The organism is Blastococcus litoris, from assembly GCF_003075095.1.
Classification (GTDB): domain Bacteria; phylum Actinomycetota; class Actinomycetes; order Mycobacteriales; family Geodermatophilaceae; genus Blastococcus_B; species Blastococcus_B litoris.
In genome coordinates this window covers 378955-402692 of sequence record NZ_QCZF01000002.1, presented here as the reverse complement: position 1 = coordinate 402692, position 23738 = coordinate 378955, and the positions used below count along the sequence as shown (strand labels likewise).

The following is a 23738-nucleotide window of genomic DNA, read 5'->3' as shown; positions in this document are numbered from 1 at the left end:
GCCCGAGTGACCGCATCGGTTACCCCGGACGGCGGTGCCGCCGGCCGGACGGAACGCGCCTTCCCCGGCCTGGACGGCATCCGGGTGCTCGCTGCCACCGCCGTGGTCCTCACGCACGCCTCGTTCTGGACGGGGACCGACCCCAGCCTGCCCGCCGACCGCGCCCTGGCCCGCCTCGACGTGGGGGTGGCGATCTTCTTCGTGCTGTCGGGCTTCCTGCTGGGCAGGCCGTTCTTCCAGGCCGCCGCGCGGGGCCAGCGGGCCCCGCGGGCGGCGGCCTACCTGTGGCGCCGCGGCCTGCGGATCCTGCCCGCGTACTGGCTGGCCGTCGTCGCGGCCCTGGCCTTCCTGCCGGGCAACGACTCGGCGGGGGCCGGCGACTGGGTCCGGCACCTGCTCCTGGTGCAGATCTACGACTCCGAGCCCGACGCCGCGGGGCTGACCCACCTGTGGAGCATGTGCACCGAGGTCACCTTCTACCTGCTGCTGCCGCTGCTGGTCGCGGGGCTGCTCCGGCTGGCCGGTGGCTGGCGGCCGGCGCGGATCCTCGCCGGGCTGGCGGCCCTGGCCGTCCTGGGCGCCGCATGGGTGGCCGTGGTCTGGCAGGTCCAGTCGACCGGCAGCTCGTTGAACGTCTGGCTGCCCGCGTTCCTCTCCTGGTTCGCCGGCGGCATGGCGCTGGCCGTCCTCTCCCTGTGCGATGACGCCTGGCCGCTCGTGCGCGGAGTGCGCGACGTCGCCTCGAACGCGTGGACCTGCTGGGCGCTGGCCGGAGCGCTCTTCTGGGTCGCCTGCAGTCCCGTCGCCGGCCCGCTCACCCTCGAGGACCCGTCCTCGGTGGAGGCGGTGACGAAGAACCTGCTCTACATGGGCGTCGGCGTGCTCCTCGTCGCTCCGCTGGTGCTGCACCGGCGGCCGCTCGGGGTCCCCGGCGAGGTGCTCGGCGGCCGGGCGGCACGCGTGCTGGCCGAGACCTCGTACGGCCTGTTCCTGTTCCACATGCCGCTGCTCGTCGGCCTGTACCACCTGCTGGGCTGGCAGCCCTTCACCGGCCGGTTCTGGTTCGTCGCGATCGTCACCTGGATCGGCGGCACCGTGCTGGCCGCCGTCTGCTACGTGCTGGTCGAGCGCCCTGTCCGGCGTCTCCGGTCGCTGGTGCCCCCTCAGGCGTCCCGGCGCCGGGGTCCCCGGCGGGAGAGCGCCCAGGACCCGGACGAGCTCACCAGCGAGACGACCAGGGCCGCCAGCGCGGTGAGCGCCAGCACCTGACGCACCGGCTCCATACCGGGGCCGGCCGCCAGCAGCGCACCCGCGGCGACCAGGGCGAGGGCCGCGACCACCGTCAGCACCCGCTGCCGGGTCGGGACCAGCGCGGCGAGGGCGCCCACCCCGAGCAGGGCGAGCAGTGCCCAGTAGCCGCCGAGGAGGACGAGCAGAACCGCGGCCGCCCCCACCGTGACGACGCCGGAGCGCCGTCCCGGGCGCCCGACCGGCGGGTGCTCCCCCGCCGACCCCCGCACCGGGAACCGCGCCAGGGCGGCCAGCAGGAGCAGCGCCACGCCACCGGCGACCAGGGCACCGCGGTAGAGGTCACCGGGTGCGAAGTCCAGGCGGACGACCCCGGCCGCCCCCGCGGGCAGGACGTAGCCCTGCTGCCACCCGTCGACCTGGACCGCCTCGAGCTCGCGCCCCTGGAGGGTGGCACGCCACCCCGCGTTGACGTTCTCCGGCACGACCAGCAGCGTGCTCGCGGTTCGCGCGTCGACCTGGAGCGCCCGGTGCTCGGGGTCCCACCGCTGCACCTGCACCGGGTCGCGGGTCTGCGCGCCCGAGGAGGCGACGCCCGCGTCGAGCGTGGCGGACTCCACCGTGAAGGCGGACGTGCTCTCCGCGACGAACGTGTGCCGCCCGGCGAGCAGACCGGCCGTGCTCCCCGACCCGGAGCAGAAGGTGAGCCGCACCGGCGCGAGCGCGAGCAGGTCGCCGACGGTGGCCCGCACGGACGTCTGGTGCCGCACCCCGTCGACGACGACCTCCGGCCCCTCGCCGCACGGGACCTCGACCGGCGCGGTGAGGTCGAGCGGTTCGACACCCCGCACCTCCAGCTCGCTCACGCCCACACCGAGTTCGGTCCGCGTCCCGCCGTAGGTGTCGATGCTGGAGAGCTTCGCGCGGGTCGAGAAGTCGACCGTGACCGTGTCGGTGACGACCCCGGGGAAGGTGGCGACGCCTCGCCGGTCGAGCTGGACCAGGCGCTCCACGTCCCCCGCCCGGACCGTGACGACCACGGGGCGTGAGGCCGCCGTCCCCTCGGTGTACCGGAGGCGGACCTCGCTGATCCTCCGGGGCTCCGACCAGCTCACGGTGAGGCTCTCCCGGGTGCCGGGCTCCGCGAGCCAGGCCGTGTCCGGGTCGCCGTCGACGGCCGCCCACGCGCCGGCCCGGGGGTCGGGCACCAGTGAGCCGTTCACCTCCGCCCGCAGCCCGCCGGCGGCGGACGCGACGAGCCCGTCCAGCTCCGCACCGGGCCGGGGCCGCACGGAGACGGACATCCCGTAGCTGTCGGACGACGGCACCGTGAAGGTCCGGGCCAGTCCCAGGGGCTCCTCGGCGGCCGCCACCAGCGACGGCTGGCACCGTGGCCGGCCGTCGGCGTCGGTCACGCACCCGTAGGCCGCCGGGTTCGCCGCGTCGAACGCGAACCCCTCCACGGCTCGCCCGCCGGCCGCGACCGACGGCAGGTCCACGGTCCGGGAGACGTCGGCCCCGGGCAGGCGCACCTCGGCCAGCCCGAACGTCAGCTGGTCCGAGCCGGTGCGGGGCTCCGCGACGAGCCGGAGGGTCCGGGTCTCCCCCTCCGGGAGCTCGATGCGGACGACCCGCGCTCCTTCCTGCAGCCGGACGACGGAGCTGCCCTCGTCGGTCACGACCCGCAGACGGGCGGGCGGATCCGAGGCCGTCGCCTCGTCGAGCACGACGGTGACCGCGCCCTCCGCGAACGGGCGGGCCAGCTCGACCTCCCACCAGGCCCGGACCGGGCCGTCCTGCGGCGCCGGACGCCACGCCGTCGCGGGGTCGCCGTCGACGGCGGCGAAGGGGTGCTCTCCCGGGCGGACCCCCTGGCTGTTGTCCGCGTCGGCACCCGAGCTGGATGCGGTGACCCGCGCGCCCCCGATGCGCACCACCGACTCGTTGGCGGCGTGGTCGTCGAGCAGGTAGTCCCGGGCCGGCCGGCCCAGCCTCAGCGGATCGTCGGCAGTCAGCCCGGCGGAGGCGGCTGCCGTGATGGCACCGGTGGTCCGCTCGCGTCGCTGGAGCGCGTCGCTGACCAGGGTGCCGCCCCCGGCCACGGCACCGTCGCCGGCGATGACGGCGGGCCGGTCGTGGAGCAGCCCGTGCTCCTCGAGCGCCAGCACGCCGTCGGGGCCGCCGACCACCTCGACGGCGTCCGCGACGGGGACCGTGTAGGCGGTCGGCGCGACGTCCGGGACGGCGAAGACCTCGACGGCGGGCACGGGGCTGTCGGCACGACCGTCGGTGACGGTGCCCGACAGGCCGTTCCCCCCGAACAGCTCGGGCCCGAACGCGGCGACGCGCTCGATGCCTGGTGAGGACGCGAGCGCCTGGTGGACGAGAGCGAGGCGGGACGTCTTCGCGGCCGGTGCGTCGAGGTCGTTGCGGACGACCACGTGCGAGTAGCCCGACCGGGCGAGGAAGCGGGTGAGCGCCTCCGACCCCTCTCCCCGCCCCAGCCGCTCCTCCACCGCGTCCAGGGCACGGATGTGGCCGGTGGGCGTCAGCGGGATCGCGTTCCGCACGTCCCACGGGGAGTCCGCCAGCGGCTGCATCGGCTCGTCGCCGGTGCTCCCCCAGAGGTACGTGCCGAAGGAGGAGGCGGGCACGAGCAGCGCCCGGCCGGCGGCGTCGTCCGCGGCCAGCCAGGCTGCGGTCTCCCGCCAGTAGCCGGGGATGTCCTGGAAGCCCGTCGGCGGGACGAGGCGCCCGTCGACGGCCGGCTGCGCCGCCGCGGCCACGCCGGCCAGGACCAGCCCGACGAGCGTCGCGCACGCGAGGCGGACAGCGGACGAGCGGCGCCGGCCCCGCGGAGCCGGCGGCGGGCCCGGCGGGCGGTCCCGGTCCCGGCGGCGGGTGGCGGCCGCGAGGAGGACGCCGAGCAGGTGGACCATCCCCAGCACCAGCGGCAGACGGAGCACCGGGTCGAACTTGTGCAGGTTGCGCAGCGGCGCGAGGGCGGAGTCCAGCAGCTCGCGGATCGCGCCGGCACCGGCGCCCTCGACGGCCGCGACGTGCCCGGCCGACACCAGCACCACCCCGGCGAGGAGACCCAGGACCAGCCAGCGGCGGTGCGGCAGGTCACGCCGGAGCAGCCCGACCAGACCCGCGGTCGCCACGACGACCGTGCCGGCCACGGGGAGCACCTCGTGCAGCAGGTCCCAGCCGGCGGGCCACGTCGGGCCGTACGGTCCGCCGAGGCCGGCCACCCACTGGGTGGTGCCGCGGAGCACCTGCACCAGTTCGTTGCCGCCGGTCGTCGTCGCCGCGGTCTCGATGTAGTCGAGGAAGTCGGGGCTGAACCGGCCGAGGAGGAGCAGCGGCCCGACCCACCAGGCCGTGGCGAGCCCGACGGAGACCACCCACCACCCGATCAGCCGGCGCTTCCGGGGGCCGCCCGGGAGGGTCAGCAACCACAGGGCGGCGAGGGGCAGGACCGCCGCGGTGGCGACGGCGTTGACCCCGCCGACGCAGAAGACGGCGACCCCCGACAGCGCCGCCGCCCGGCGGGGCGAGCCCGTCCGGGCGCCGGACACCAGGGGCACCAGCACCCACGGGGCCAGCGCCATCGGGATCATCTCGACCGAGGTGAGCCCGATGCCGCTGACCATGCGGGGTGCCAGGGCGTAGGCCAGCGCACCCACGATCCGGGTGGCGTCGGTACCGAGCTCCAACCGCCGGGCGAGCGCCATCACCCCGAGGAAGGCGACGGCGAACAGGGCGGTCCACCACAGCCGCTGCACGACCCAGGTGGGGATGCCCATGGCGTTCCCGAGGCCGAAGAACGGCCCCATCGGGAACAGGTAGCCGTATGCCTGGTTCTGCACCTGCCCCGCGAAGCCCTCGGGCTCCCACAGCAGGAGCGCCCGGCCGAGGAACCCGGACGGGTCGACGGCGAGGTCGAGCTTCGTGTCGGCCACGATCTGGCCGGGCTGCTGGTTCAGCGACAGCCCGAGGAAGGCGAGGAGGACCGCGCCGAGCCGGAGGCGGTGCAGCAGCCGAGCGCTCCACCCGCCGTCCTGACCCGGGTCCCCGGGCGGGGGCGGGGCAGCCGGAACGGCCGGCGCAGGATCTGCGCCGGCCGTCCGGGTGAGAGATGCGGTCACGTGTTCCAGGAGTCAGGGGCCGGCGGCGACGCCGGCCCCGGGCGTCAGCGGGTGGTGCCCACCGGCTCGAGCTCGGTCGTGGACGCCTGGTGGGCACCGGGCCGCCGCGGCGTGGCGCGCAGGGTCAGGAACAGCCCCAGGGCCACCAGGACCAGGCCGAGAAGGAGCAGCACGAGCGGCAGCACGGTCTTGACCATGGAGATCTGCCCGCCGATGTCCTCGGCGCGCTCGACCCCGGCAGCGATGGTGTCCTCGTCACCGGCGAAGGTCCCGGCCAGGATGGTGGCCGCCTCGTCGCCGTCCGGACCCACCAGCACCGTGTTCGGGCGCTCCTCGGAGGTCACGATGACGCCGCTGGTCGGCTCGACCCAGATCGTGCGCTCGTTGCTGTAGACGACGTCGGCGGAGACGGTGCCGCCCGCGTCCGACCCGACCAGGGCAGCCGGGACGTCGGTGGTGCGGATGACGGTCTCGGGGATGCGCTGCACGAAGCGGTAGACGTCCAGGCCGCCGAGCTCCTCCTCGCCCTCGAACGTGGCCGGCCAGGCCTGCCGGGTCGTGGAGTTGAAGACGTCGTAGTCCTTCTGCTCCGTGCCGAAGGGGAAGGTGAGCGTCAGGCCCTCGACGGAGACGTCGTCGTCGTAGTCGACGTGGTCGACGTCGCACTCGACGGCGACGGCCTCGCGACGGTCGAGGCACACGCGGTAGGTGCCGGCGTTGAGCAGGGTGCCGTCCGTGGCGGTGATCGTGGACCCGAAGTTCCAGACCGCCACGTCGTCGGAGGCCGCCTCCGACGAGGGGTCGCCCTGGACCTGCTGGCGGACGTCGGCCTCGAGGCCGCTCAGCTGCTCACCGGCAGCGAGGTCGAAGTACTCGATGTCGGTGCCCTGGGCGGTGGGGCTGGCCGTCTGGTCGAGCGGGTACTTGACCAGCGCCGGCTCCAGGAACAGCCGGACGGCGAGCGCGGCGGCGAGCAGGAACGCTCCCAGACCCAGCAGCCCCAGCCCGATGGCGCGTCCACGCATGCCCATTGCTCCTCAAGCTCGTCGCGACTGCACCTTTGCGTCGCAGCGCCGCAACACTACTGGCGAGTAGGCCGGTGTCCAGTCCCGGTTGGTACGGAGCGGTATCAACGAGCCGATACGGCGCGGTACCAGGGTGAACGAGTCACCCCCAGGGGTGAACGACCCCGCGCGGTCAGCGGCGCCGCATCACCACGACGAGGTTCCAGGAGACGACCTCCCGGAGCCCGGGGACGGCGAGCACCCACCGCGCCCACCACGGGTGGTAGCGCGGGTAGGCGGCCACCACGTCCACGTCGGGGCAGTTCCGCGCCCAGCGGAGCGCGGCGCCGATCGAGACCGGGAAGAGCGACGTCCCGAAGCGGTTCTTCGGCTCGCGCCCGGTGCGCCGCCGGTACCTGCGGGCCGCCCGGTGCCCCCCGAGGTAGTGCCAGGGCGCGGTCTCGTGCCCACCGTGGGGCGACCACCAGGGGGTGAAGGACAGGAAGATCGTGCCCCCCGGCCGGGTCACGCGAACCATCTCTGCGGTCATCGACCACGGCGACCGGACGTGCTCCAGGACGTTCGACGAGTAGCAGACGTCGACCGCCGCCGTCCGCACGGGCAGGGCCTCGCCGCTCCCCCGGACCGTGCCGGGCTCCGGCTCGCCGCGCGCCACCATCTCGCCGGCGTCCGGCTCGAGGCCGACGTAGCGGGCACCCGCTCCCCGGAACGCCTCGGCGAAGTACCCCGGCCCTCCCCCGACGTCGAGCACCTGTGCCCCGTCGAGGCGGACGTGCTCGCCCAGCTGCCGCACGGAGTCCGCCGCCAGCACGCCGTAGAAGTGATCGGGGTCGGTCTGCTCGACGAGAAATGCACGGAAGAGGGCGACCGAACGGCTCACAGTTGCGGTACGCGCCATTCCGCCCGGACCCCCTTCTTTGCGGTGACAAGGCCTGCGGGCCCGTTGTTACCCGGGGGTAGTCTCCCGCGGTGCGCATTCGATCAACGCCGATCGATGTCCTGTTCGTCAACTGGCGGGACATCACCCACCCCGAAGGCGGGGGCTCCGAACGCTACGTGCACCGCATGGCCGAAGGGCTGGTGGGTGCCGGTCTCGCCGTCGCGATGTTCTGCGCCGCCCACGACCGGGCGCCGGCGGAGGACGTCGTCGGCGGCGTCCGCATCGTGCGCCGGGGCGGTCGGCTCAGCGTCTACCCGCGCGCGCTCCTGCACGTGATCCGCCACCGGCCCCACCTGGTCGTCGACGTCCAGAACGGCCTCCCGTTCGGCAGCACGCTGGTGACCCGGCAGCCGGTCGTCAACCTCGTCCACCACGTCCACCGGGAGCAGTGGCCGATCGTCTTCGGCCGCCTCGGCGGTGCGGTCGGCTGGTGGCTGGAGAGCGTGCTCGCGCCCAGGCTCTACCGCCGGAGCCGTTACGTCACGGTCTCTACGGCGACGGCCGACGAGCTGGTCGGGCTCGGGGTCGACGCCGAGCGCCTGACCGTGGTCCGCAACGGCGTCGAGCCGCCGCCGCCCGTGACGGCCGTGCCGAGCCCGACGCCGCGGCTGGTCGTCCTGGGCCGCCTGGTGCCGCACAAGCGGGTCGAGCACGCCATCGAGGTCGTGGCCCGGCTGCGCGACCGGTGGCCGGGGCTGCGCCTGTCCGTCGTCGGCGAGGGCTGGTGGGACGCCGAGCTGCGGGCCCGGGCGATCGAACTCGGCGTCGACGACGTCGTGGACTTCACCGGGCACGTCGACGAGCAGACCAAGCACGAGGAGCTCGCCCGCGCATGGGTGCACCTGTGCCCCTCGGTCAAGGAGGGGTGGGGGCTCGTCGTCACGGAGGCCGGCTCGCACCGCGTCCCGACCGTGGGCTACCGCTCCGCGGGCGGGTTGCGGGAGTCGGTCGTCGACGGGCGCACCGGCCTGCTGGTCGACGACCTCGACGAGCTGACCACCGCGGTCGAGCTCCTGCTGGCAGACGAGGACCGCCGCCTCGCCATGGGCGAGGCGGCGGCCCGTCACGCTGCTGCCTTCAGCTGGCGGGCGAGCATCCGGGCCTTCGCCGCGGTGCTCGCCTCCGCCGTGCGGCCGGTCGGGCCGGCCGCTCCGGGGTCAGCCCCGGTCGCCGTAGTCCAGGACGTTGATCGTCTCGTTGCCCGTCTCCTGGATGGAGTTGTCGGGGTCGAGGGAGGCCTGCACGCCGGCGACGGCAGCGACGCCGAGCGCGGTGCCTCCGCCGAGGGAGATCAGCACGGCGATCAGGGTCTTCATTCGGGAACTCGCTTCCGTGGAGGGCGACGACGGAGCGTGACGCTAGAGGGCAACGTCGTGATCCACAACAGCGAACCGGTCACGACCGCCAGCCAGCAGGCGTGAATTCCCACTACCGCGGTCACCCGTACGGGCGAGGGTTCCGGCCCCGGACGGGCTCCCGGGACGCGGTGGAGATCCAGGTCGGCGCCGTCGACGACCAGCGGCAGGTCGCTCACCTCGCCGGGCACCGCCGGCCCCGGGGTGCCCTCCTCGACCAGCACCCAGCCGATGCCCAGCTCCGCGAGCGCCTCGGGATCGTCGGCCGCGGCTGCGACCGCTCGGGCACGCAGGTCCTCCCCGGCCACCGTCCGGCCGTCGACCGGCAGCGTGTCGTCGGTGACGGCGGGGCGTGGCAGCCAGCGGGGGGCCGGGTCCAGCTGCGGCCGGTCGTCGTTCCAGTCGAAGGCCCGGTAGGCGCCGAAGGGCAGCACGAGGACGTCGCCGGGGTGCGGATCGCCGGCCAGCGCCTGCCGCACCCGCTGCCAGTCGTCCGGGTAGTCGACCGCGTGCAGGCGTCCGCCGACGCCCCACACGAGATCGGGGACGGCGACGATCGGCAGGAGCACCGCGGCCGCGCCGACCAGGGCGGCCGCACCCGGGACGGCGGCCCGCCGGCCGGCCGCCCCGGCGACCCGGCGGGCTCCCAGACCGGCACCCAGGGCCAGCGGCAGCGCCCACCAGGCGATCCACTTCTGCCCGTCGCGCAGCAGGCCGGCACCCGGGACCGTGCGGACGAGGACCTCCAGCAGCTCGCGGGTGCCGGGCACCGTCCCGGCGAGGGCGAGCAGCAGCCCGCCGACGCCGAGGAGGACCAGCCGCAGGCCCGGTCCGCGCAGCGCGCCGCGGGCCGACCAGCCGACGACGGCCAGCGCCACCAGCAGCAGCGTGACCAGCGGCAGCAGCGTCGAACCCCGGCTGCCGGGCACGGCGCCGGCGTTCCAGATGCCCCCGGTGCCGAGCAGCGCGAGCAGCGCCCCGCCCGGGCCCTCGCCGCGGACGGCGAAGGCGGCGACGCCCGCCGGGTCGGAGACGCCGCCGGCCGGGTGCAGCGCACCGGCGACGATCCAGGGCAGGGAGAGCACCAGCACGCCGCCGCCGGCGAGGAGAGCCCGGCGTCGTCCGGCGAGGGCGAGCACGACACCGGCCGCGAGCAGCGAGCCGGTCGGGGTCAGGGTGGCCGGCGCGCAGGCGAGCAGCAGCCGCGGCAGCGCCCGGGGTTCGGCGGCCCGGACGCGCAGCGCGGCACGGGCGATCCAGGGCAGCGCCGCGTACGCGAGCAGCAGGCTCCAGTGGCCGATGAGCAGCCGCTCGGCGACGTAGGGGCTCCAGCCGTAGACCAGGCCGGCCACCGCGGCGGCGATGCCCCGCCGGCCGTCGGGGCCCGGCGGTACGAGCCGGGCGGCGCCGAGCACCGCGGCGTAGACCAGGCCGAGGAGCACCGCCTTCTGCACCAGCTGGCCCGGCACCACCGTGGTCACCAGCGCCATGACGCCGTCGGCCGGCACCGCGCGCGGCAGCCCGCCGCCGAGCCCGAGTGCGTCGAGGTCGAGGTCCTGCCGCGGCACGAACACCATGTCGCGGAGCAGCACGAACCCCGGGGCCAGCGCTGGGCCGGTCACCAGCAGGGCGGCCACCAGGGCCAGGACGCGGGCCGGCCACGGGGAGGGTTCCGGTCGGGTCCAGCCGCCGTCCACACTCGTCCCCTGTCCGCCCCTGGTCGGTCCCGGCCGGGTTGCCGACCGAGGCGCAGCGTAGGGGGCGGTCGTGGCTGACCCGCTCATCCGGCCGGTCGACGGCGCGCTGCCCGAGGCACCGCCGGCGCGGCTGCTCGGCCCGGCGGCACTGGTGTCCGCGGCGTTCCTCGCGACCAACGCGCTGGCCTACGTCTTCACCGTCCTGGCCGCCCGCCTGCTCGCGCCCGCCGCGTTCGGGGAGCTCGCCGCCCTGCTCAGCGTGCTGCTCGTGGGCACGGTGCCGGCCACGGGGCTGCAGACGGCAGCCGCCCTGCACCTCGGCGGCTCGGCGGGGGGACGTCCGCCCGCGGTGCTCGCCCGCCTGCACGCCGCGGCGTGGGTGACGGGACTGCTGGTGGTGGGGTGCGGCGTGCTGGCCGCCGTCCCGCTGAGCCGGCTCCTCCACCTGTCCGATCCGGCGGCCGTCGCCTGGCTGGTCGCCCTGCTGCTGCCCTCGACGCTGATCCCCGGCTACCTCGGGATGCTGCAGGGCAGCGAGCGGTACGGCCGGCTGGCCACCGTCAACGCGTCCTACGGCCTCGCCAAGCTGGTCGGGGGCGTCGGTGGCCTGGTGGTCGGGGGCACCCCTACCGCCGCGCTGGCCGGGATGACCCTCGCCGTGGCCGCCGGGGCGCTGGCCGGCTGGGCCGGGTGCGGGCGGCCCGGGCTGACCCGTGGCGTCCGGGGCCCGCTGGTGGCGGCGCTCAGGGCCTCGGGTGCGCTGCTCGGGTTCGTGCTCCTGCTCAACCTGGACCTGCTGCTGGCCCGTCACCACCTCGCCCCCGCCGACGCCGGCGAGTACGCCGTCGGGTCGATCGTCACCAAGATCGCCTTCTGGCTGCCGCAGGGGGTCGGCGTGGTGCTCCTCCCGCGCCTCGCCGACGAGGCGCACCGCCGCCAGGCGCTGCCCGCGGCGCTGGCGCTGGTCGGCGGGGTCGGCGCCCTCCTGACGCTGGCCACCGCCGCGCTGGGCTCCTACGCCATGCCGCTCCTCGGCGGCTCGGCCTACGGCGACACCCTCGGCGGGGCGACCTGGCTGTTCGCCGCGCTCGGCACGCTCCTCGCCCTCGCCCAGCTGCTGCTCTACTCGGGGATCGCGACGTCCGACCGGCTGGCGATCGGCGCCGTCTGGCTGGCGGCGGGCGTCGAGGGGGCCGTCGTGCAGGTCCTGTCAGCGGCGGGGCGGCTGTCCGTGGTGGCGATCGTCGCCACGGCCGTCGGCTCCGCCGTCCTGCTGGTCCTCGGTGGCCTGCTGCGCTCGCGGTCCGGCCGGACGGTTCCACCGCACGGGTGATCGACTCCGCCCTCGGGGGACGACTACTCCCGCGCGGGTAGGGGCAGGAGCAGTCGCAAGCCACCGTCCCCACGAGAGGAGCGCCGTCCATGGCGTCCGTCATCCACTACACGATCGCCACCGAGGCCGAGAAGAGCCCGGACTTCCGCCGGGTCCTCTGGACCGGCGAGCACACCCAGCTGGTCATCATGACGATCCCTCCGGGCGGCGAGATCGGCGAGGAGGTCCACGAGGTGGACCAGATCCTCACCTTCGTGAGCGGCACCGGGAAGGCGGTCATCTCCGGCTCGGAGAAGGCCGTGGCCCAGGGCGACCTCGTCGTCGTGCCTGCGGGCAAGAAGCACAACTTCCTCAACACCGGCCAGAACCCGCTGATCCTCTACACCGTGTACGGGCCCCCGGAGCACGCCGACGGCGCCGTGCACACGACCAAGGAGGAGGCCGACCGGCTCGAGGAAGAGGGCAAGGACGAGCCGCCGAACTCCTGACCGCTCCCGCGGTGGCCGCCCGGCGGCCACCGCGGCCGGGCATCAGCCCAGGACGGCGAGCACCTGCCGCCTGACCTCGAGGTCCTCGCGGGCGGTGACGACCACCATCCGCACCGGCGCACCGTCGGCGCCGATCTCCGCGTCCGACGTGGTCGCCCGGTTGCGCTCCTCGTCCACCGCCACGCCGAGGTGGGCCAGCCCGTCGGCCAGCGCCGACCGCACCTCCCACGAGTGCTCCCCCACGCCGCCGGTGAGGACCAGCAGATCCAGCCCGCCGGCGGCCGCCGCCATCCCCGCCGCCTCGCGCACGAGCCGGTGCGCGTAGACGTCGAACGCCAGGACGCAGTCGGCATCGCCCCGCGCCCGGCCGGCCAGGACGTCGCGCAGGTCGCCGCCGGTGCCCGAGAGACCTGCCAGGCCCGACCGGTGCTCCAGGACGTCGGCCAGCTCGTGGACGGGCACCCCACCGTGCTCGAGCAACCAGAGCACCAAACCCGGGTCGAGGGTGCCCGGGCGGGTGTTCATCACCAGGCCCGCCAGCGGGGTGAAGCCCATGGTGGTGTCGACCGAACGCCCGTGCCGCACCGCGGCGAGCGAGGCCCCGGCGCCCAGGTGGCACGAGACGACCCGGAGCCCGGCGAGGTCGCGGCCGACGACCCCGGCGGCACGGCGGACCGCCGAGGCGTGCGAGAGCCCGTGGAAGCCGTACCGCCGCAGCCCCCACCGCTCGTTCCACTCCTTCGGCAGCGCGTAGGTGGCGGCCGCCGCCGGCAGGGTCGTGTGGAAGCCGGTGTCGAACGCCGCGACGGCCGGCACCCCGGCCAGGAGCTCCCCGGCGGCACGGATGCCGGCCAGCGACCGCGGGTTGTGCAGCGGGGCCAGGTCGTCGATGGACCGCAGGTAGCCGGTCAGCTGCTCGTCGACGACGGCGGGCCCGGTGTACCGCGGACCGCCGTGCACCACCCGGTGCCCCACGGCGTCGACGGCGCCGCAGCCGTCGAGGAAGTCGGCCAGGGGCGCGAGGTCGTCGGCCCCCGCCCACCGTTCGACCGTGGTGGCGGCGGTGACCGATCCGTCGGCGTCGAACCGGGTCAGCTTCAGGCTGCTGGACCCGGCGTTGACGACCACGACCCTCATCCCGGCTCCGGCTCCCGGAGCGGGTCGCTGCCGGACGTCGTCGGTCCCGGCCGGCCCGACCACTGCCAGTCCCGGATCTCGGGCAGGTCCTCGCCGTGGGTGCGCACGTACTGCCGGTGCTCGGTCAGCTGGTCGCGCAGCCGGTCCCGGGCGTGGGCGCCGACCGTGCGCAGCCTCGGCACCCGGTCGATGACGTCGATCGCGAGGTCGTAGCGGTCGATCCGGTTCATCACGCAGATGTCGAAGGGGGTCGTCGTCGTGCCCTCCTCGACGTACCCGCGGACGTGGAAGTTCTCGTGGTTGGCCCGGCGGTAGGTCAGCCGGTGGATCAGCCAGGGATAGCCGTGGTAGGCGAAGATCACCGGCTTGTCGCGGGTGAAGTACGCGTCGAAGGCGGCGTCGGAGAGCCCGTGCGGGTGTTCCCGGTCGTCCTGCAGCCGCATCAGGTCGACGACGTTGACCACGCGGATGCGCAGGTCGGGGAACCAGCCCCGCAGGATCTCGACGGCGGCGAGGGTCTCCATCGTCGGCACGTCGCCGGCGCAGGCGAGGACGACGTCGGGCTCCACGCCGTCGTCGGTGCTGGCCCAGGACCAGATGCCGATCCCCTTGGTGCAGTGCTCGACCGCGTCGTCGATGCCGAGGTACTGCAGCGCCGGCTGCTTCCCGGCCACGATCACGTTGACGTACTGGCGGGTCCGCAGGCAGTGGTCGGCCACGGACAGCAGCGTGTTGGCGTCCGGTGGGAGGTAGACCCGGATGACGTCGGACTTCTTGTTCACCACGTGGTCGATGAAGCCGGGGTCCTGGTGGGAGAACCCGTTGTGGTCCTGCCGCCACACGTGCGAGGTGAGCAGGTAGTTCAGCGAGGCGATCGGCCGCCGCCACGGGATGCCGTTGGTCGTCTTCAGCCACTTCGCGTGCTGGTTGAACATCGAGTCGACGACGTGGATGAACGCCTCGTAGCAGGAGAAGAAGCCGTGCCGGCCGGTGAGCAGGTAGCCCTCCAGCCACCCCTGGCAGACGTGCTCGGACAGGATCTCCATGACCCGGCCCCCGGGGGCCAGGTGGTCGTCGCCCGGCAGCCGCTCGGCCATCCACGCGCGGTCGGTGACGTCGAGGACGGCGCCGAGACGGTTGGAGTTGTTCTCGTCGGGCGCGAACACCCGGAACGTCGTCATGTTCTCCCGCATGACCTCGCGCAGGAAGCCGCCCAGCACCCGGGTCGCCTCGACCGCGCCGGTGCCGGGCACCGGCACGGGCACGGCGCAGTCCCGGAAGTCCGGCATGCGCAGCGGGCGCAGCAGCTCCCCGCCGTTGGCGTGCGGGTTGGCGCTCATCCGCCGGGTCCCGGCGGGGTGGAGGTCGCGCACGGCCGGCACCGGCGCGCCGCCGTCGTCGAACAGCTCCTCGGGGCGGTAGCTGCGCAGCCACTTCTCCAGCACCCGGCGGTGGCCCGCGTCGCCGCGGGCGTTGGCGAAGGGCACCTGGTGCGCCCGCCACGTCCCCTCGACCTGCAGCCCGTCGACGGTCTCGGGCCCGGTCCACCCCTTGGGCGAGGCCAGCACGATCATCGGCCAGCGCGGCCGGCTCGTGTCGCCGTCCTCGCGGGCACGGCGCTGGATCGCGGCGATCTCGTCCAGGCACCGGTCGAGGGTGGCCGCGAACTGCCGGTGCATCGTCGCCGGGTCGTCGCCCTCCACCAGGTAGGGCGTGTGCCCGTACCCCCGGAGCAGGTCCATCAGCTCCTCGCGAGGGATGCGGGCCAGCACCGTCGGGTTGGCGATCTTGTAGCCGTTGAGGTGCAGGATCGGCAGGACGGCGCCGTCCGTCGCAGGGTCGGCGAACTTGTTGGCGTGCCAGCTCGCCGCGAGGGGCCCGGTCTCCGCCTCGCCGTCCCCGACCACCGCCGCGACGACGAGGTCGGGGTTGTCGAAGGCCGCCCCGTACGCGTGGGCCAGGGCGTACCCCAGCTCGCCTCCCTCGTGGATCGACCCCGGTGTCTCGGGGGCGACGTGGCTCGGGATGCCGCCGGGGAAGGAGAACTGGGTGAACAGCCGCTTCATGCCGGCCGCGTCCTGGGACACGTCCGGGTAGATCTCGCTGTAGGTGCCCTCGAGCCACGCCGCGGCGACCGGGCCGGGACCGCCGTGCCCCGGCCCCATCACGTAGATCATGTCCAGGTCGCGGGCGCGGATGGCCCGGTTCAGGTGGGCGTAGAGGAAGTTCAGTCCCGGCGTCGTGCCCCAGTGGCCCAGCAAGCGCGGCTTGACGTGCTCGGGGCGCAGCGGTTCGCGCAGCAGCGGGTTGTCCATCAGGTAGATCTGGCCTACGGAGAGGTAGTTCGCTGCCCGCCACCAGCGGTCCAGCGCCGCGACCTCGTCATCGCCCAGGGGCTCGTCCGGACCGGTCGAACGCAGCGTGCTCTGCATCCGCCGCACGCTAACGACTCCGGGCGACGGGGGCGATCCCTCGGGGGGTCGTGCCGGTGAACGGGCCGGGTGGCCGGGCGCGAGAGCCCGACGGGAGACTCTGCTCATGACCGCGACCCACCCCGAGACCGCGACCTCCGACCTCGTCGCGGCCCTGCGGGCGGCCGACCTGGCCGACGTCGACGACTCGGGCCTCGCCCGGGCGCTGTACTCCTCCGACGGATCGCTCTACCGCGTGCTCCCCCGCGCGGTCGTCCGCCCGCGGCACGCCGACGAGATCGTGGCCGCACTCGAGGTCTGCCGCTCCCTCGGGGTGCCGCTCACCGCGCGCGGAGCGGGCACCTCGATCGCCGGCAACGCGGTGGGGCCGGGGGTCGTGCTCGACACCAGCCGGTACCTGGACCGGGTGCACGAGGTCGACCGCGAGGCCCGGACCGCGACGATCGACCCCGGCGTCGTGCAGGCCGCGCTCCAGGTCGCCGCGCGGCCGGCGGGCCTGCGCTTCGGCCCCGACCCGAGCACCCACAACCGCTGCACCGTCGGAGGCATGATCGGCAACAACGCCTGCGGCTCGCGGGCGCTGGGCTACGGCCGGACGTCGGACAACGTCGTCGGCCTCGACGTGGTCACCGGCACCGGCGAGCGGCTGCGGCTGGGTGCGGGCGGCACGACGGCGGGCCCGGTGCTCACCGGCCTGTCCGCGCTGGTCGACTCCGAGCTGGCGACGATCCGCACGGAGCTCGGCCGCTTCGGCCGCCAGGTGTCGGGCTACTCGCTCGAGCACCTGCTCCCCGAGCGCGGCTTCGACGTGGCGCGCGCCCTGGTCGGCAGCGAGGGGACGCTGGCGCTGGTGCTGGGGGCGACGGTCCGGCTGGTCGCCGACGCCCCGGTGCGCGGCCTGGTCGTCCTGGGCTACCCGACGATGGCCGACGCCGCGGACGCCACGCCGGGCCTGCTGCCGCACTCCCCCACCGCCGTCGAAGGCCTGGACGCCCGCATCGTGCAGCGGCTGCGCGACGTCCCGGCCGCCGTCGTCCCCGACCTGCCGCGGGGCGAGGGCTGGCTGGTCGTGGAGCTGACCGGCGACACCGTGGCCGAGGTGACGGCGAAGGCACGCGGCGTCGTCGCCGACTCCGGCGCCCTGGACACCCTGGTGGTCACCGACCCCGCCGAGGCGGCGGCCATCTGGCGCATCCGGGAGGACGGCGCGGGCCTGGCCGCGCGGACGCACGACGGCCGGCCGGCGCACGCCGGGTGGGAGGACGCCGCGGTCCCGCCCGAGAAGTTGGGCGCCTACCTGCGCGAGTTCGAGGCGCTGCTGGACCAGCACCACCTGCAGGGCGTGCCCTACGGCCACTTCGGCGACGGCTGCGTGCACGTGCGCATCGACTTCCCCTTCGGTCAGGGCCCGGACGCCGGCCGAGGCCGGTACCGCGCGTTCGTCGAGGACGCGGCGCGCCTCGTGGCCGGGTACGGCGGCTCGGTGTCGGGCGAGCACGGCGACGGCCGGGCCCGCAGCGAGCTCCTCCGGTACATGTACAGCCCGGCGGCGCTCGGCCTCTTCGAGCGGGTGAAGGGGCTCTTCGACCCCGATGACGTGCTCAACCCCGGCGTGCTGGTCGCACCGGCCGCCTTCGACGAGGCCGTGCGGATGGCAGAGGCTCCGGTGCTGTCCCGTTCGACCCGGCCCACCCTGGCCCTGGCCTACCGGCACGACGGCGGCGACTTCTCGGCCGCGGTCCACCGCTGCACCGGGGTGGGCAAGTGCCGGGCGGACCTGCAGTCCGCCGGCGGCGTGATGTGCCCGTCGTGGGCCGCCACCCGCGAGGAGAAGGACACCACGCGCGGCCGGGCCCGCGTGCTGCAGGAAATGCTCGCGCCCGGCGGTCCGGTGCAGGACTGGCGGTCACCCGAGGTGCACGCGGCGCTCGACCTGTGCCTGTCCTGCAAGGGCTGCTCCCGCGACTGCCCGACCGGCGTCGACATGGCGTCGTACAAGGCCGAGGTGCTGCACCAGAGCTACCGCCGCCGGCTGCGGCCGCTGTCGCACTACACGCTGGGCCGGCTGCCCCGGTGGGCAGACCTGGCCGCGCGGGCGCCCCGGCTGGTCAACGCGGTGCTGCGCTCGCGGCCGGGGAGCCGGCTGGCCAAGTGGGGCGCGGGCATGGACCAGCGCCGCGCCGTCCCCGAGTTCGCCGTGCGCACCTTCCGGCAGCAGTGGGCGGCCCGTCCGGTGGGTCCCGACGGCGCGCCGGTGGCCCTGTGGGTGGACTCGTTCACCGACCACTTCGCTCCCGACGTCGCCATGGCGGCCGCACGGGTGCTGGAATCCGCCGGCTACCGCGTGCAGGTGCCGGGCGCGGACACCTGCTGCGGGCTGACCTGGATCACCACCGGCCAGCTGGACACCGCGCGGCGGATCCTCGGGGCGACGATCGATGCGCTGGTGCCGCTCGTCGACGCCGGGATCCCCGTGGTCGGCGTGGAGCCCTCCTGCACCGCGGCGCTGCGCAGCGAGTCGCTGGAGGTCGTCGGCGGCCCGGCCGCGGAGCGCGTGGCCCGCGGGACCCGGACGCTCGCCGAGCAGCTGGCCGCGACCCCGGGCTGGTCGCCGCCGTCCATGGCGGGTCTGCAGGTGGTGGCCCAGCCGCACTGCCACCACGCCTCGGTCATGGGGTGGTCGGCCGACGCGGCGCTGCTGGCCGACGCCGGCGCGACGGTGACCCGGCTCGGCGGCTGCTGCGGTCTGGCCGGCAACTGGGGCGTCGAGCGCGGCCACCACGACGTGTCCGTGGCCATCGCGGAGCAGCAGCTCCTGCCGGCGGTCGAGGGCCTCTCCCCCGACGCCGTGGTGCTCGCCGACGGGTTCTCCTGCCGCACGCAGCTGGACCAGCTGGCCGACCGCCGCGGACTGCACCTCGCCGAGCTGCTGGCCGACCGGCTCGGCTGAGCCGCCTCTGCCACGATGCGGCCATGGAGCTCGAGGAGACCCTGCTGCCCGGTGTGGGCGTCCGCTACCAGATGACGACCCGCTCCGGGGAGGTCCTCGGCGTGGTCGTGCAGCGCGAGGGCGGGGCGGAGTTCGCCGTCTACGACCGGCGCGACCCCGACCGCGCCCGCGGGGTGTTCCGGCTCTCCGCAGAGGAGGCCGATGCGCTGGCCGAGGTCCTCGGCGCCCCGCGGCTCACGCAGCGGTTCGCCGACCTCTCCCGCGAGGTGCCGGGGCTCGAGTCCGCCCGGTTCACCGTCCCGCCCGGTTCACCGTTCGCCGGTCGCACCCTCGGCGACACCAAGGCACGCACGCTGACCGGGTGCTCGGTGGTCGCGATCGTGCGGGGCGACGACGTCATCCCCTCCCCCACCCCGGACGACGAGCTGCGCGCGGGTGACGTGCTCGTGGCGATCGGCTCGGCCGCCGGCCTGGAGCAGCTCGACCGTCGGCTGGCCGGCCGCGACCAGGACGGCTAGGTGGACCACGTCGCGGCACTGCTGGTCGAGCTCGGCCTGCTCTTCGGCGCGCTCTCGCTGCTGGGGCTCGGCGCGCGGCGGCTGGGGCTGTCGCCCGTGCCGTTCGTCCTGCTCGCCGCGCTGGCGGTCGGCGAGGGCGGCGTGGTGCCGCTGGAGAACGCGGAGCCGTTCCTGACCGCGTCCGCGGAGATCGGCGTCGTCCTGCTGCTGCTCACGCTGGGCCTGGAGTTCTCCGCCACGGAGCTGTTCGCGTCGTTCCGGCGGCACGCGCCCTCGGGCGTCGTCGACCTGGTGCTGAACGCCCCGCCCGGGCTCGTGGCCGGGCTGCTCCTGGGGTTGCCCTGGCAGGGGGCGGTGGCCCTGGCCGGCGTCACCTGGATCACCTCGTCGGGCATCGTGGCCCGGCTGCTCGGCGACCTCGGCAGGCTGGCCAACCGCGAGACGCCGGCGGTGCTGTCGGTCCTGGTGCTGGAGGACCTGGCGATGGCCCTCTTCCTGCCGCTGCTGGTGGTCGCGCTGGCGGGCGGGGGCGTGGTGTCGGCGGTGGGCGGCGTCGTGCTGGCCGTGGGCGCCGTGCTGCTCGTGCTGCTCGCCGCCCAGCGCCACGGCCACCGGCTGGGGCGCCTGCTCAGCCACGACGACGACGAGCAGGTGCTGCTGCGGCTCGTCGGGCTGACGCTGCTCGTGGCCGGGCTGGCGCAGTCGGTCGGGGCGTCGGCGGCAGTGGGCGCGTTCCTCGTCGGGCTGGCGCTGCCGGCGTCCTTCGCCGATCGGGCGCGGGCGATCCTCGCACCGCTGCGCGACCTGTTCGCCGCGATGTTCTTCGTCGCCTTCGGGCTGGCCACCGATCCGGGAGCCGTCCTGCCGGTGCTCCCGGCCGCGCTGGCCCTCGGCGCCGTCACGGTCGGCACCAAGGTGGCGACCGGCTGGTTCGCTGCCCGCCGGGACGGGGTCGGCGTGCCCGGGCGGCTCCGGGCCGGGACGGCGCTGATCGCCCACGGCGAGTTCTCGATCGTCATCGCGGGGCTCGCGGTCGCAGCGGGCATCTCCGCCGTCGGCCCGGTCGCGACCGCCTACGTGCTGGTCATGGCGGTGGCCGGACCGGTGCTGACCCGCTTCGCGGAGCCGCTCGCCGCGCCGCTCCTCCGCCGGACCACCGCCTGAGCCGGCGTCAGGCCGCGGCCTCGTCCCGCCGGGCGCGCGCGGCGGCGACGACCGTGGGAGCCAACGCGGTGGCGATCCGCGCGTAGCCGGCCGAGCTGGGGTGGAAGCGGTCGCCGGAGAACATGGCGGGGTCGGCGACGAACTCGCGGCCGACCTCCGCCGCGATGTCGGCCACCGCCGCGCCCGCCGCCTCGGCGAGCGCTGCCTGCCGCCGCTGCAGCTGGGCGCAGGCCGCCTGGACCAGCGGCCGGAACGCCGGCGGCACGAACGGCACCGAGGACATGTCGGGGGCCGGGACCACGACGACGTCGGTGCCACCGGCCCGGAGCGCGCCCACCGCCGCGGCGAGCGCGGCGGCCGCCTGTTCCGGGGGCAGGAAGCGGGCGAGGTCGTTGGCGCCGATGACGACGACGGCGAGGTCGGCGTCCAGCGGCTGCGCGCGGCGCACCTGGGCGGCGAGGTCGGCGGAGACGGCGCCGGGAACGGCGAGCACGTGCAGGTCGACGTCGAAGCCCTCGGCGGTCAGGGCGCCGGACAGCCGCCGGCCCAGGGTGTCCTCGGGCCGCCGCGCGCCGGTGCCGTGCGCGATCGAGTCACCGAGGACGAGCAGGCGGAGAGGGGTGGCGGCCACGACGGGTCCAACGTTCCCCGCCGGTCCGGGATTTCCGGTCAGCGCCCCCGCCAGAGCGGTGCGCGCTTCTCGGCGAACGCGGTCGAGCCCTCGCGGGCGTCCTCGGAGGCGAACACCGGGCGGACCACCTCGTCCTGCCGCTCCCACGCCTCGTCCGGCGACCACGCCGGTGCCGTCAGCACGACCTCCTTGGTGGCCGCGACCGCGAGCGGGCCGTTGGCGGCGATCGCCTCGGCGAGCCCGACGGCGGCGTCCAGCGCCGTCCCGTCGTCCACCACGCGGTTGACCAGCCCCACCGACTCGGCGCGGCCGGCGTCGATCGGATCGCCGGTGAGCAGCAGCTCGAGCGCCACGGCGCGCGGTACGCGCTGCGGCAGCAGCAGGGCCGCGCCGCCCGCGGCCACCAGGGACCGCTTCACCTCCGGTACGCCGAACCGGGCGCTGCGGCCGGCCACCACGAGGTCGCAGGCCAGCACCAGCTCGAACCCGCCGGCCAGGGCCCCGCCCTCGACGGCGGCGACCAGCGGCTTGCGCGGCGGCGTCCGCGTGATCCCGCACAGGCCCCGGCCCTCGATGGCGGGGGTCTCGCCCCGGAGGAACGCCTTGAGGTCCATGCCCGCGGAGAAGAAGCCGCCCGCGCCGGTCAGCACCGCGGCCCGGAGCTCGTCGGACGCGTCCAGCTCGTCGACGGCGGCGGCCACCGCCTGCGCCACGGTGGCGTTCAGCGCGTTGCGCGCCTGCGGGCGGTTGATGGTGATGACCTGCACGGCGCCGCGGCGCTCGACCAGGACCTCGTCGTCGGACACGGAACCTCCCGTGGCCCCCTGCAGGGCCCCGCCGCGAGCTTGCTCGTGGCGGGGGGCAGGGGGTCCTTCGTCAGGCCTTGGGTCCACCGGCGGCGTAGACGACCTGGCCGGACACGAACCCGGCGCCCTCGCTGGCGAAGAAGGACACCAGGTGCGCGATGTCCTCGGGCTTGCCGGTGCGCGCGACCGGGATCTGCGAGGCGGCGCCCTTGATGAAGTCCTCGAACGGGATGCCCATCCGCTCGGCGGTCGCCTTGGTCATCTCGGTCTCGATGAAGCCGGGGGCGATGGCGTTGGCGGTGACGCCGAACTTGCCCAGCTCGATCGCGAGGGTCTTGGTGAAGCCCTGGAGCCCGGCCTTGGCCGTCGAGTAGTTGGCCTGGCCGCGGTTGCCCAGCGCCGAGGTGCTCGACAGGTTGACGATGCGGCCCCACTTGGCGTCGATCATGTGCTTCTGCGCCGCGCGGGTCATGAGGAAGGCCCCCCGCAGGTGCACGTTCATCACGATGTCCCAGTCGCTGTCCGACATCTTGAACAGCATGTTGTCCCGCAGGACGCCCGCGTTGTTGACCAGTACGACCGGCGGGCCGAGCTCGGTGGCGATGCGCTCGACGGCCGCCTCGACGGCGGCGGAGTCGCTCACGTCGGCGCCCACGGCCAGGGCCCGGCCGCCGGCTGCCTCGATCTGCTCGACGGTCCCCTTCGCCGCGGCCTCGTCCAGGTCGAGGACGGCGACGGCGAAGCCGTCCTCGGCCAGGCGGACGGCGGTCGCCGCACCGATGCCGCGGGCGGCACCGGTGACGATGGCCACGCGGGTGCCTGCGCTTGCCTCGCTCATTGCTGTTCCTCTCACGTCGGATGCCGGCTGCCGTCGGCGGGTGGTCCGCACGACGGGCCGAGAGCTGCGCCCGACACGTTACGGCCGGGATCGGTGGCGGCCGTCACGAGGTCCGGGCCGCGGGCGTCAGGGCCAGATGGAGGCGACGATGATCGCCGCGACCGCCAGCTGCACGGCGGCGCTCACCAGGCTGGCCGGGTGGAACTCACGGTCCATGAGGTGGTGCCCGAGGCGCCCGGGGATGAGCACGTCCAGCGCGACGAAGGCCACGGCCTGGAGCACCACGCCGAGGATGCCGAAGACGACGGTGTAGAGCAGCGCCCGCCCGAACCCGCTGGTGGCGTTGGTCCAGATGCTGGCGAAGATGATCGCGCCCTGCCCGAGGAACCCGCCGGTGAGGGCGATCGCGGCGTTGAGCGAGCGCTGCTCCGCGATGTGCTTGCCGAGGTTGCCGGGGGTGAGCAGGTCGAGGGCGTAGAAGCCCAGGACCAGCAGCGCGATGCCGACCCCGGTGTAGGCGGCGGCGAAGCCGATGCTCTCCAGCACGGGGTGGACCTCCAGGCGGTGACGGGCAGGGCGGGGAAAGGCCTGCCAGGTCTACCGCACCGGCCCCACCAGCGCACGGACCGGGGCCGTCACACGCCCCGCGCCCCGCCGTCCGCGCGGACGCCGTCCACCGCCGGGACCGGCCCGGTGTCCCCGGTCAGGCGGACTGCCGGAGCCTCGTCACCGCGGCGTCGTCCTCGAGCGCCGGCCGGGGCGCCGGGTGCTCGACGAGGGCCAGCACCCGGCCCGCCATGAACCGCGCGGTGCGCACGGGCGTACCGCCGCGGGTGGTCTCGGCGACCTCGACGACGCCCCGCCCGTGGGTGACCTCGACCCGCCGGCCGGCCCGCGTGGCCGCGATGTCGTAGGTGCGCGTGCTGCCGCCGGCGTCGATCACGATCTCGACCCGATCGCCCTTCATGTCTGCCTCCTCCACCGGGCGCCGGACGACGCCCACGGCTTCGCGAGGACAACGTCCC

Annotated in this window: 18 protein-coding genes and 1 pseudogene; 7 read left to right on the top strand and 12 right to left on the bottom strand. The window is 75.3% G+C overall.

All coding sequences use genetic code 11. The features are described from left to right. Positions 1–6 precede the first annotated feature (6 nt). Positions 7–1269 carry an acyltransferase family protein gene (locus DCS98_RS06355; protein ID WP_116450505.1) on the top strand — a complete coding sequence of 421 codons (1263 nt, stop codon included), beginning with the start codon at positions 7–9 and terminating at the stop codon, positions 1267–1269. On the opposite strand, the gene DCS98_RS06350 is transcribed toward DCS98_RS06355, so the two are convergent. The 3 genes from DCS98_RS06350 to DCS98_RS06340 all read right to left on the bottom strand — a co-directional run bounded on the left by DCS98_RS06350 (position 1164) and on the right by DCS98_RS06340 (position 7304). Beyond that, positions 1164–5399, bottom strand: a complete 4236-nt coding sequence (locus tag DCS98_RS06350) for an alpha-(1->3)-arabinofuranosyltransferase domain-containing protein (RefSeq protein WP_116450504.1) — start codon at positions 5397–5399, stop codon at positions 1164–1166. The two genes, DCS98_RS06355 and DCS98_RS06350, sit on opposite strands and share 106 nt — an antisense overlap. Before the next feature lie 44 nt (positions 5400–5443). Further along, on the bottom strand, positions 5444–6424 hold the full coding sequence (pgfA, locus tag DCS98_RS06345; protein ID WP_164704420.1) for a cell envelope lipid trafficking protein PgfA: 981 nt from the start codon (positions 6422–6424) through the stop codon (positions 5444–5446). Between the two features lie 172 nt (positions 6425–6596). Next, positions 6597–7304 carry a class I SAM-dependent methyltransferase gene (locus DCS98_RS06340; protein WP_241037259.1) on the bottom strand — a complete coding sequence of 236 codons (708 nt, stop codon included), beginning with the start codon at positions 7302–7304 and terminating at the stop codon, positions 6597–6599. Between the two features lie 89 nt (positions 7305–7393). Between DCS98_RS06340 and DCS98_RS06335 the strand changes: the two are divergent. Further along, positions 7394–8452, top strand: a pseudogene (locus tag DCS98_RS06335) (glycosyltransferase family 4 protein); the annotation flags it as partial. A 69-nt stretch (positions 8453–8521) separates the two neighbouring features. Here DCS98_RS06335 and DCS98_RS24060 read toward each other — a convergent pair. Further along, positions 8522–8680, bottom strand: coding sequence for a DUF2613 family protein (locus DCS98_RS24060; protein WP_420837349.1), 159 nt, complete (start codon positions 8678–8680; stop codon positions 8522–8524). Beyond that, the gene (locus tag DCS98_RS06330) at positions 8677–10416 is read right to left on the bottom strand and encodes an MmpA family trehalose lipid delivery protein (RefSeq protein WP_116450501.1); all 1740 of its coding nucleotides are present in this window, start codon (positions 10414–10416) and stop codon (positions 8677–8679) included. The genes DCS98_RS24060 and DCS98_RS06330 overlap by 4 nt, the downstream gene beginning before the upstream one ends. A 70-nt stretch (positions 10417–10486) precedes the next feature. Here DCS98_RS06330 and DCS98_RS06325 point away from each other — a divergent pair, with 70 nt between their 5' ends. Beyond that, complete coding sequence (locus tag DCS98_RS06325; RefSeq protein ID WP_116450500.1) at positions 10487–11749, top strand: polysaccharide biosynthesis protein; 1263 nt, start codon at positions 10487–10489, stop codon at positions 11747–11749. 89 nt (positions 11750–11838) lie between these two features. After that, entirely contained in the window at positions 11839–12237 is a 399-nt protein-coding gene (locus DCS98_RS06320) for a cupin domain-containing protein (RefSeq protein ID WP_116450499.1), read from the top strand. A 42-nt stretch (positions 12238–12279) separates the two neighbouring features. Here DCS98_RS06320 and DCS98_RS06315 read toward each other — a convergent pair whose 3' ends face one another. Beyond that, positions 12280–13374, bottom strand: coding sequence for an acetate/propionate family kinase (locus DCS98_RS06315; protein WP_116450664.1), 1095 nt, complete (start codon positions 13372–13374; stop codon positions 12280–12282). Then, the gene (locus DCS98_RS06310) at positions 13371–15806 is read right to left on the bottom strand and encodes a phosphoketolase family protein (protein ID WP_116450498.1); all 2436 of its coding nucleotides are present in this window, start codon (positions 15804–15806) and stop codon (positions 13371–13373) included. Before DCS98_RS06310 ends, DCS98_RS06315 begins: the two co-directional genes overlap by 4 nt. A gap of 106 nt (positions 15807–15912) precedes the next feature. Between DCS98_RS06310 and DCS98_RS06305 the strand changes: the two genes are divergently transcribed. Genes DCS98_RS06305 through DCS98_RS06295 form a run of 3 tightly spaced genes read left to right on the top strand, consistent with a single transcriptional unit; the run spans position 15913 to position 20438 of the window. Beyond that, on the top strand, positions 15913–18756 hold the full coding sequence (locus DCS98_RS06305) for an FAD-binding and (Fe-S)-binding domain-containing protein (protein ID WP_116450497.1): 2844 nt from the start codon (positions 15913–15915) through the stop codon (positions 18754–18756). A gap of 23 nt (positions 18757–18779) precedes the next feature. Further along, entirely contained in the window at positions 18780–19274 is a 495-nt protein-coding gene (locus tag DCS98_RS06300) for a cation:proton antiporter regulatory subunit (RefSeq protein ID WP_116450496.1), read from the top strand. Beyond that, a complete protein-coding gene (locus DCS98_RS06295) occupies positions 19275–20438 on the top strand; it encodes a cation:proton antiporter (protein ID WP_116450495.1) in 1164 nt (387 codons plus the stop codon). Positions 20439–20445: 7 nt separating this feature from the next. Here DCS98_RS06295 and DCS98_RS06290 read toward each other — a convergent pair whose 3' ends face one another. The 5 genes from DCS98_RS06290 to DCS98_RS06270 all read right to left on the bottom strand — a co-directional run bounded on the left by DCS98_RS06290 (position 20446) and on the right by DCS98_RS06270 (position 23680). Next, on the bottom strand, positions 20446–21069 hold the full coding sequence (locus tag DCS98_RS06290; RefSeq protein WP_116450494.1) for a GDSL-type esterase/lipase family protein: 624 nt from the start codon (positions 21067–21069) through the stop codon (positions 20446–20448). 38 nt (positions 21070–21107) lie between these two features. Then, positions 21108–21875 (bottom strand): crotonase/enoyl-CoA hydratase family protein, encoded by a 768-nt coding sequence (locus tag DCS98_RS06285; RefSeq protein ID WP_116450493.1) that lies wholly within the window; start codon positions 21873–21875, stop codon positions 21108–21110. A 70-nt stretch (positions 21876–21945) separates the two neighbouring features. Further along, positions 21946–22713 carry a 3-oxoacyl-ACP reductase FabG gene (gene fabG / locus DCS98_RS06280; protein WP_116450492.1) on the bottom strand — a complete coding sequence of 256 codons (768 nt, stop codon included), beginning with the start codon at positions 22711–22713 and terminating at the stop codon, positions 21946–21948. Between the two features lie 126 nt (positions 22714–22839). Continuing rightward, positions 22840–23259: a DUF350 domain-containing protein gene (locus tag DCS98_RS06275; RefSeq protein WP_116450491.1), complete on the bottom strand. Its 420-nt coding sequence runs from the start codon at positions 23257–23259 to the stop codon at positions 22840–22842. Positions 23260–23416: 157 nt separating this feature from the next. Further along, the gene (locus DCS98_RS06270; protein ID WP_116450663.1) at positions 23417–23680 is read right to left on the bottom strand and encodes a hypothetical protein; all 264 of its coding nucleotides are present in this window, start codon (positions 23678–23680) and stop codon (positions 23417–23419) included. Between the last annotated feature and the right edge of the window lie 58 nt (positions 23681–23738).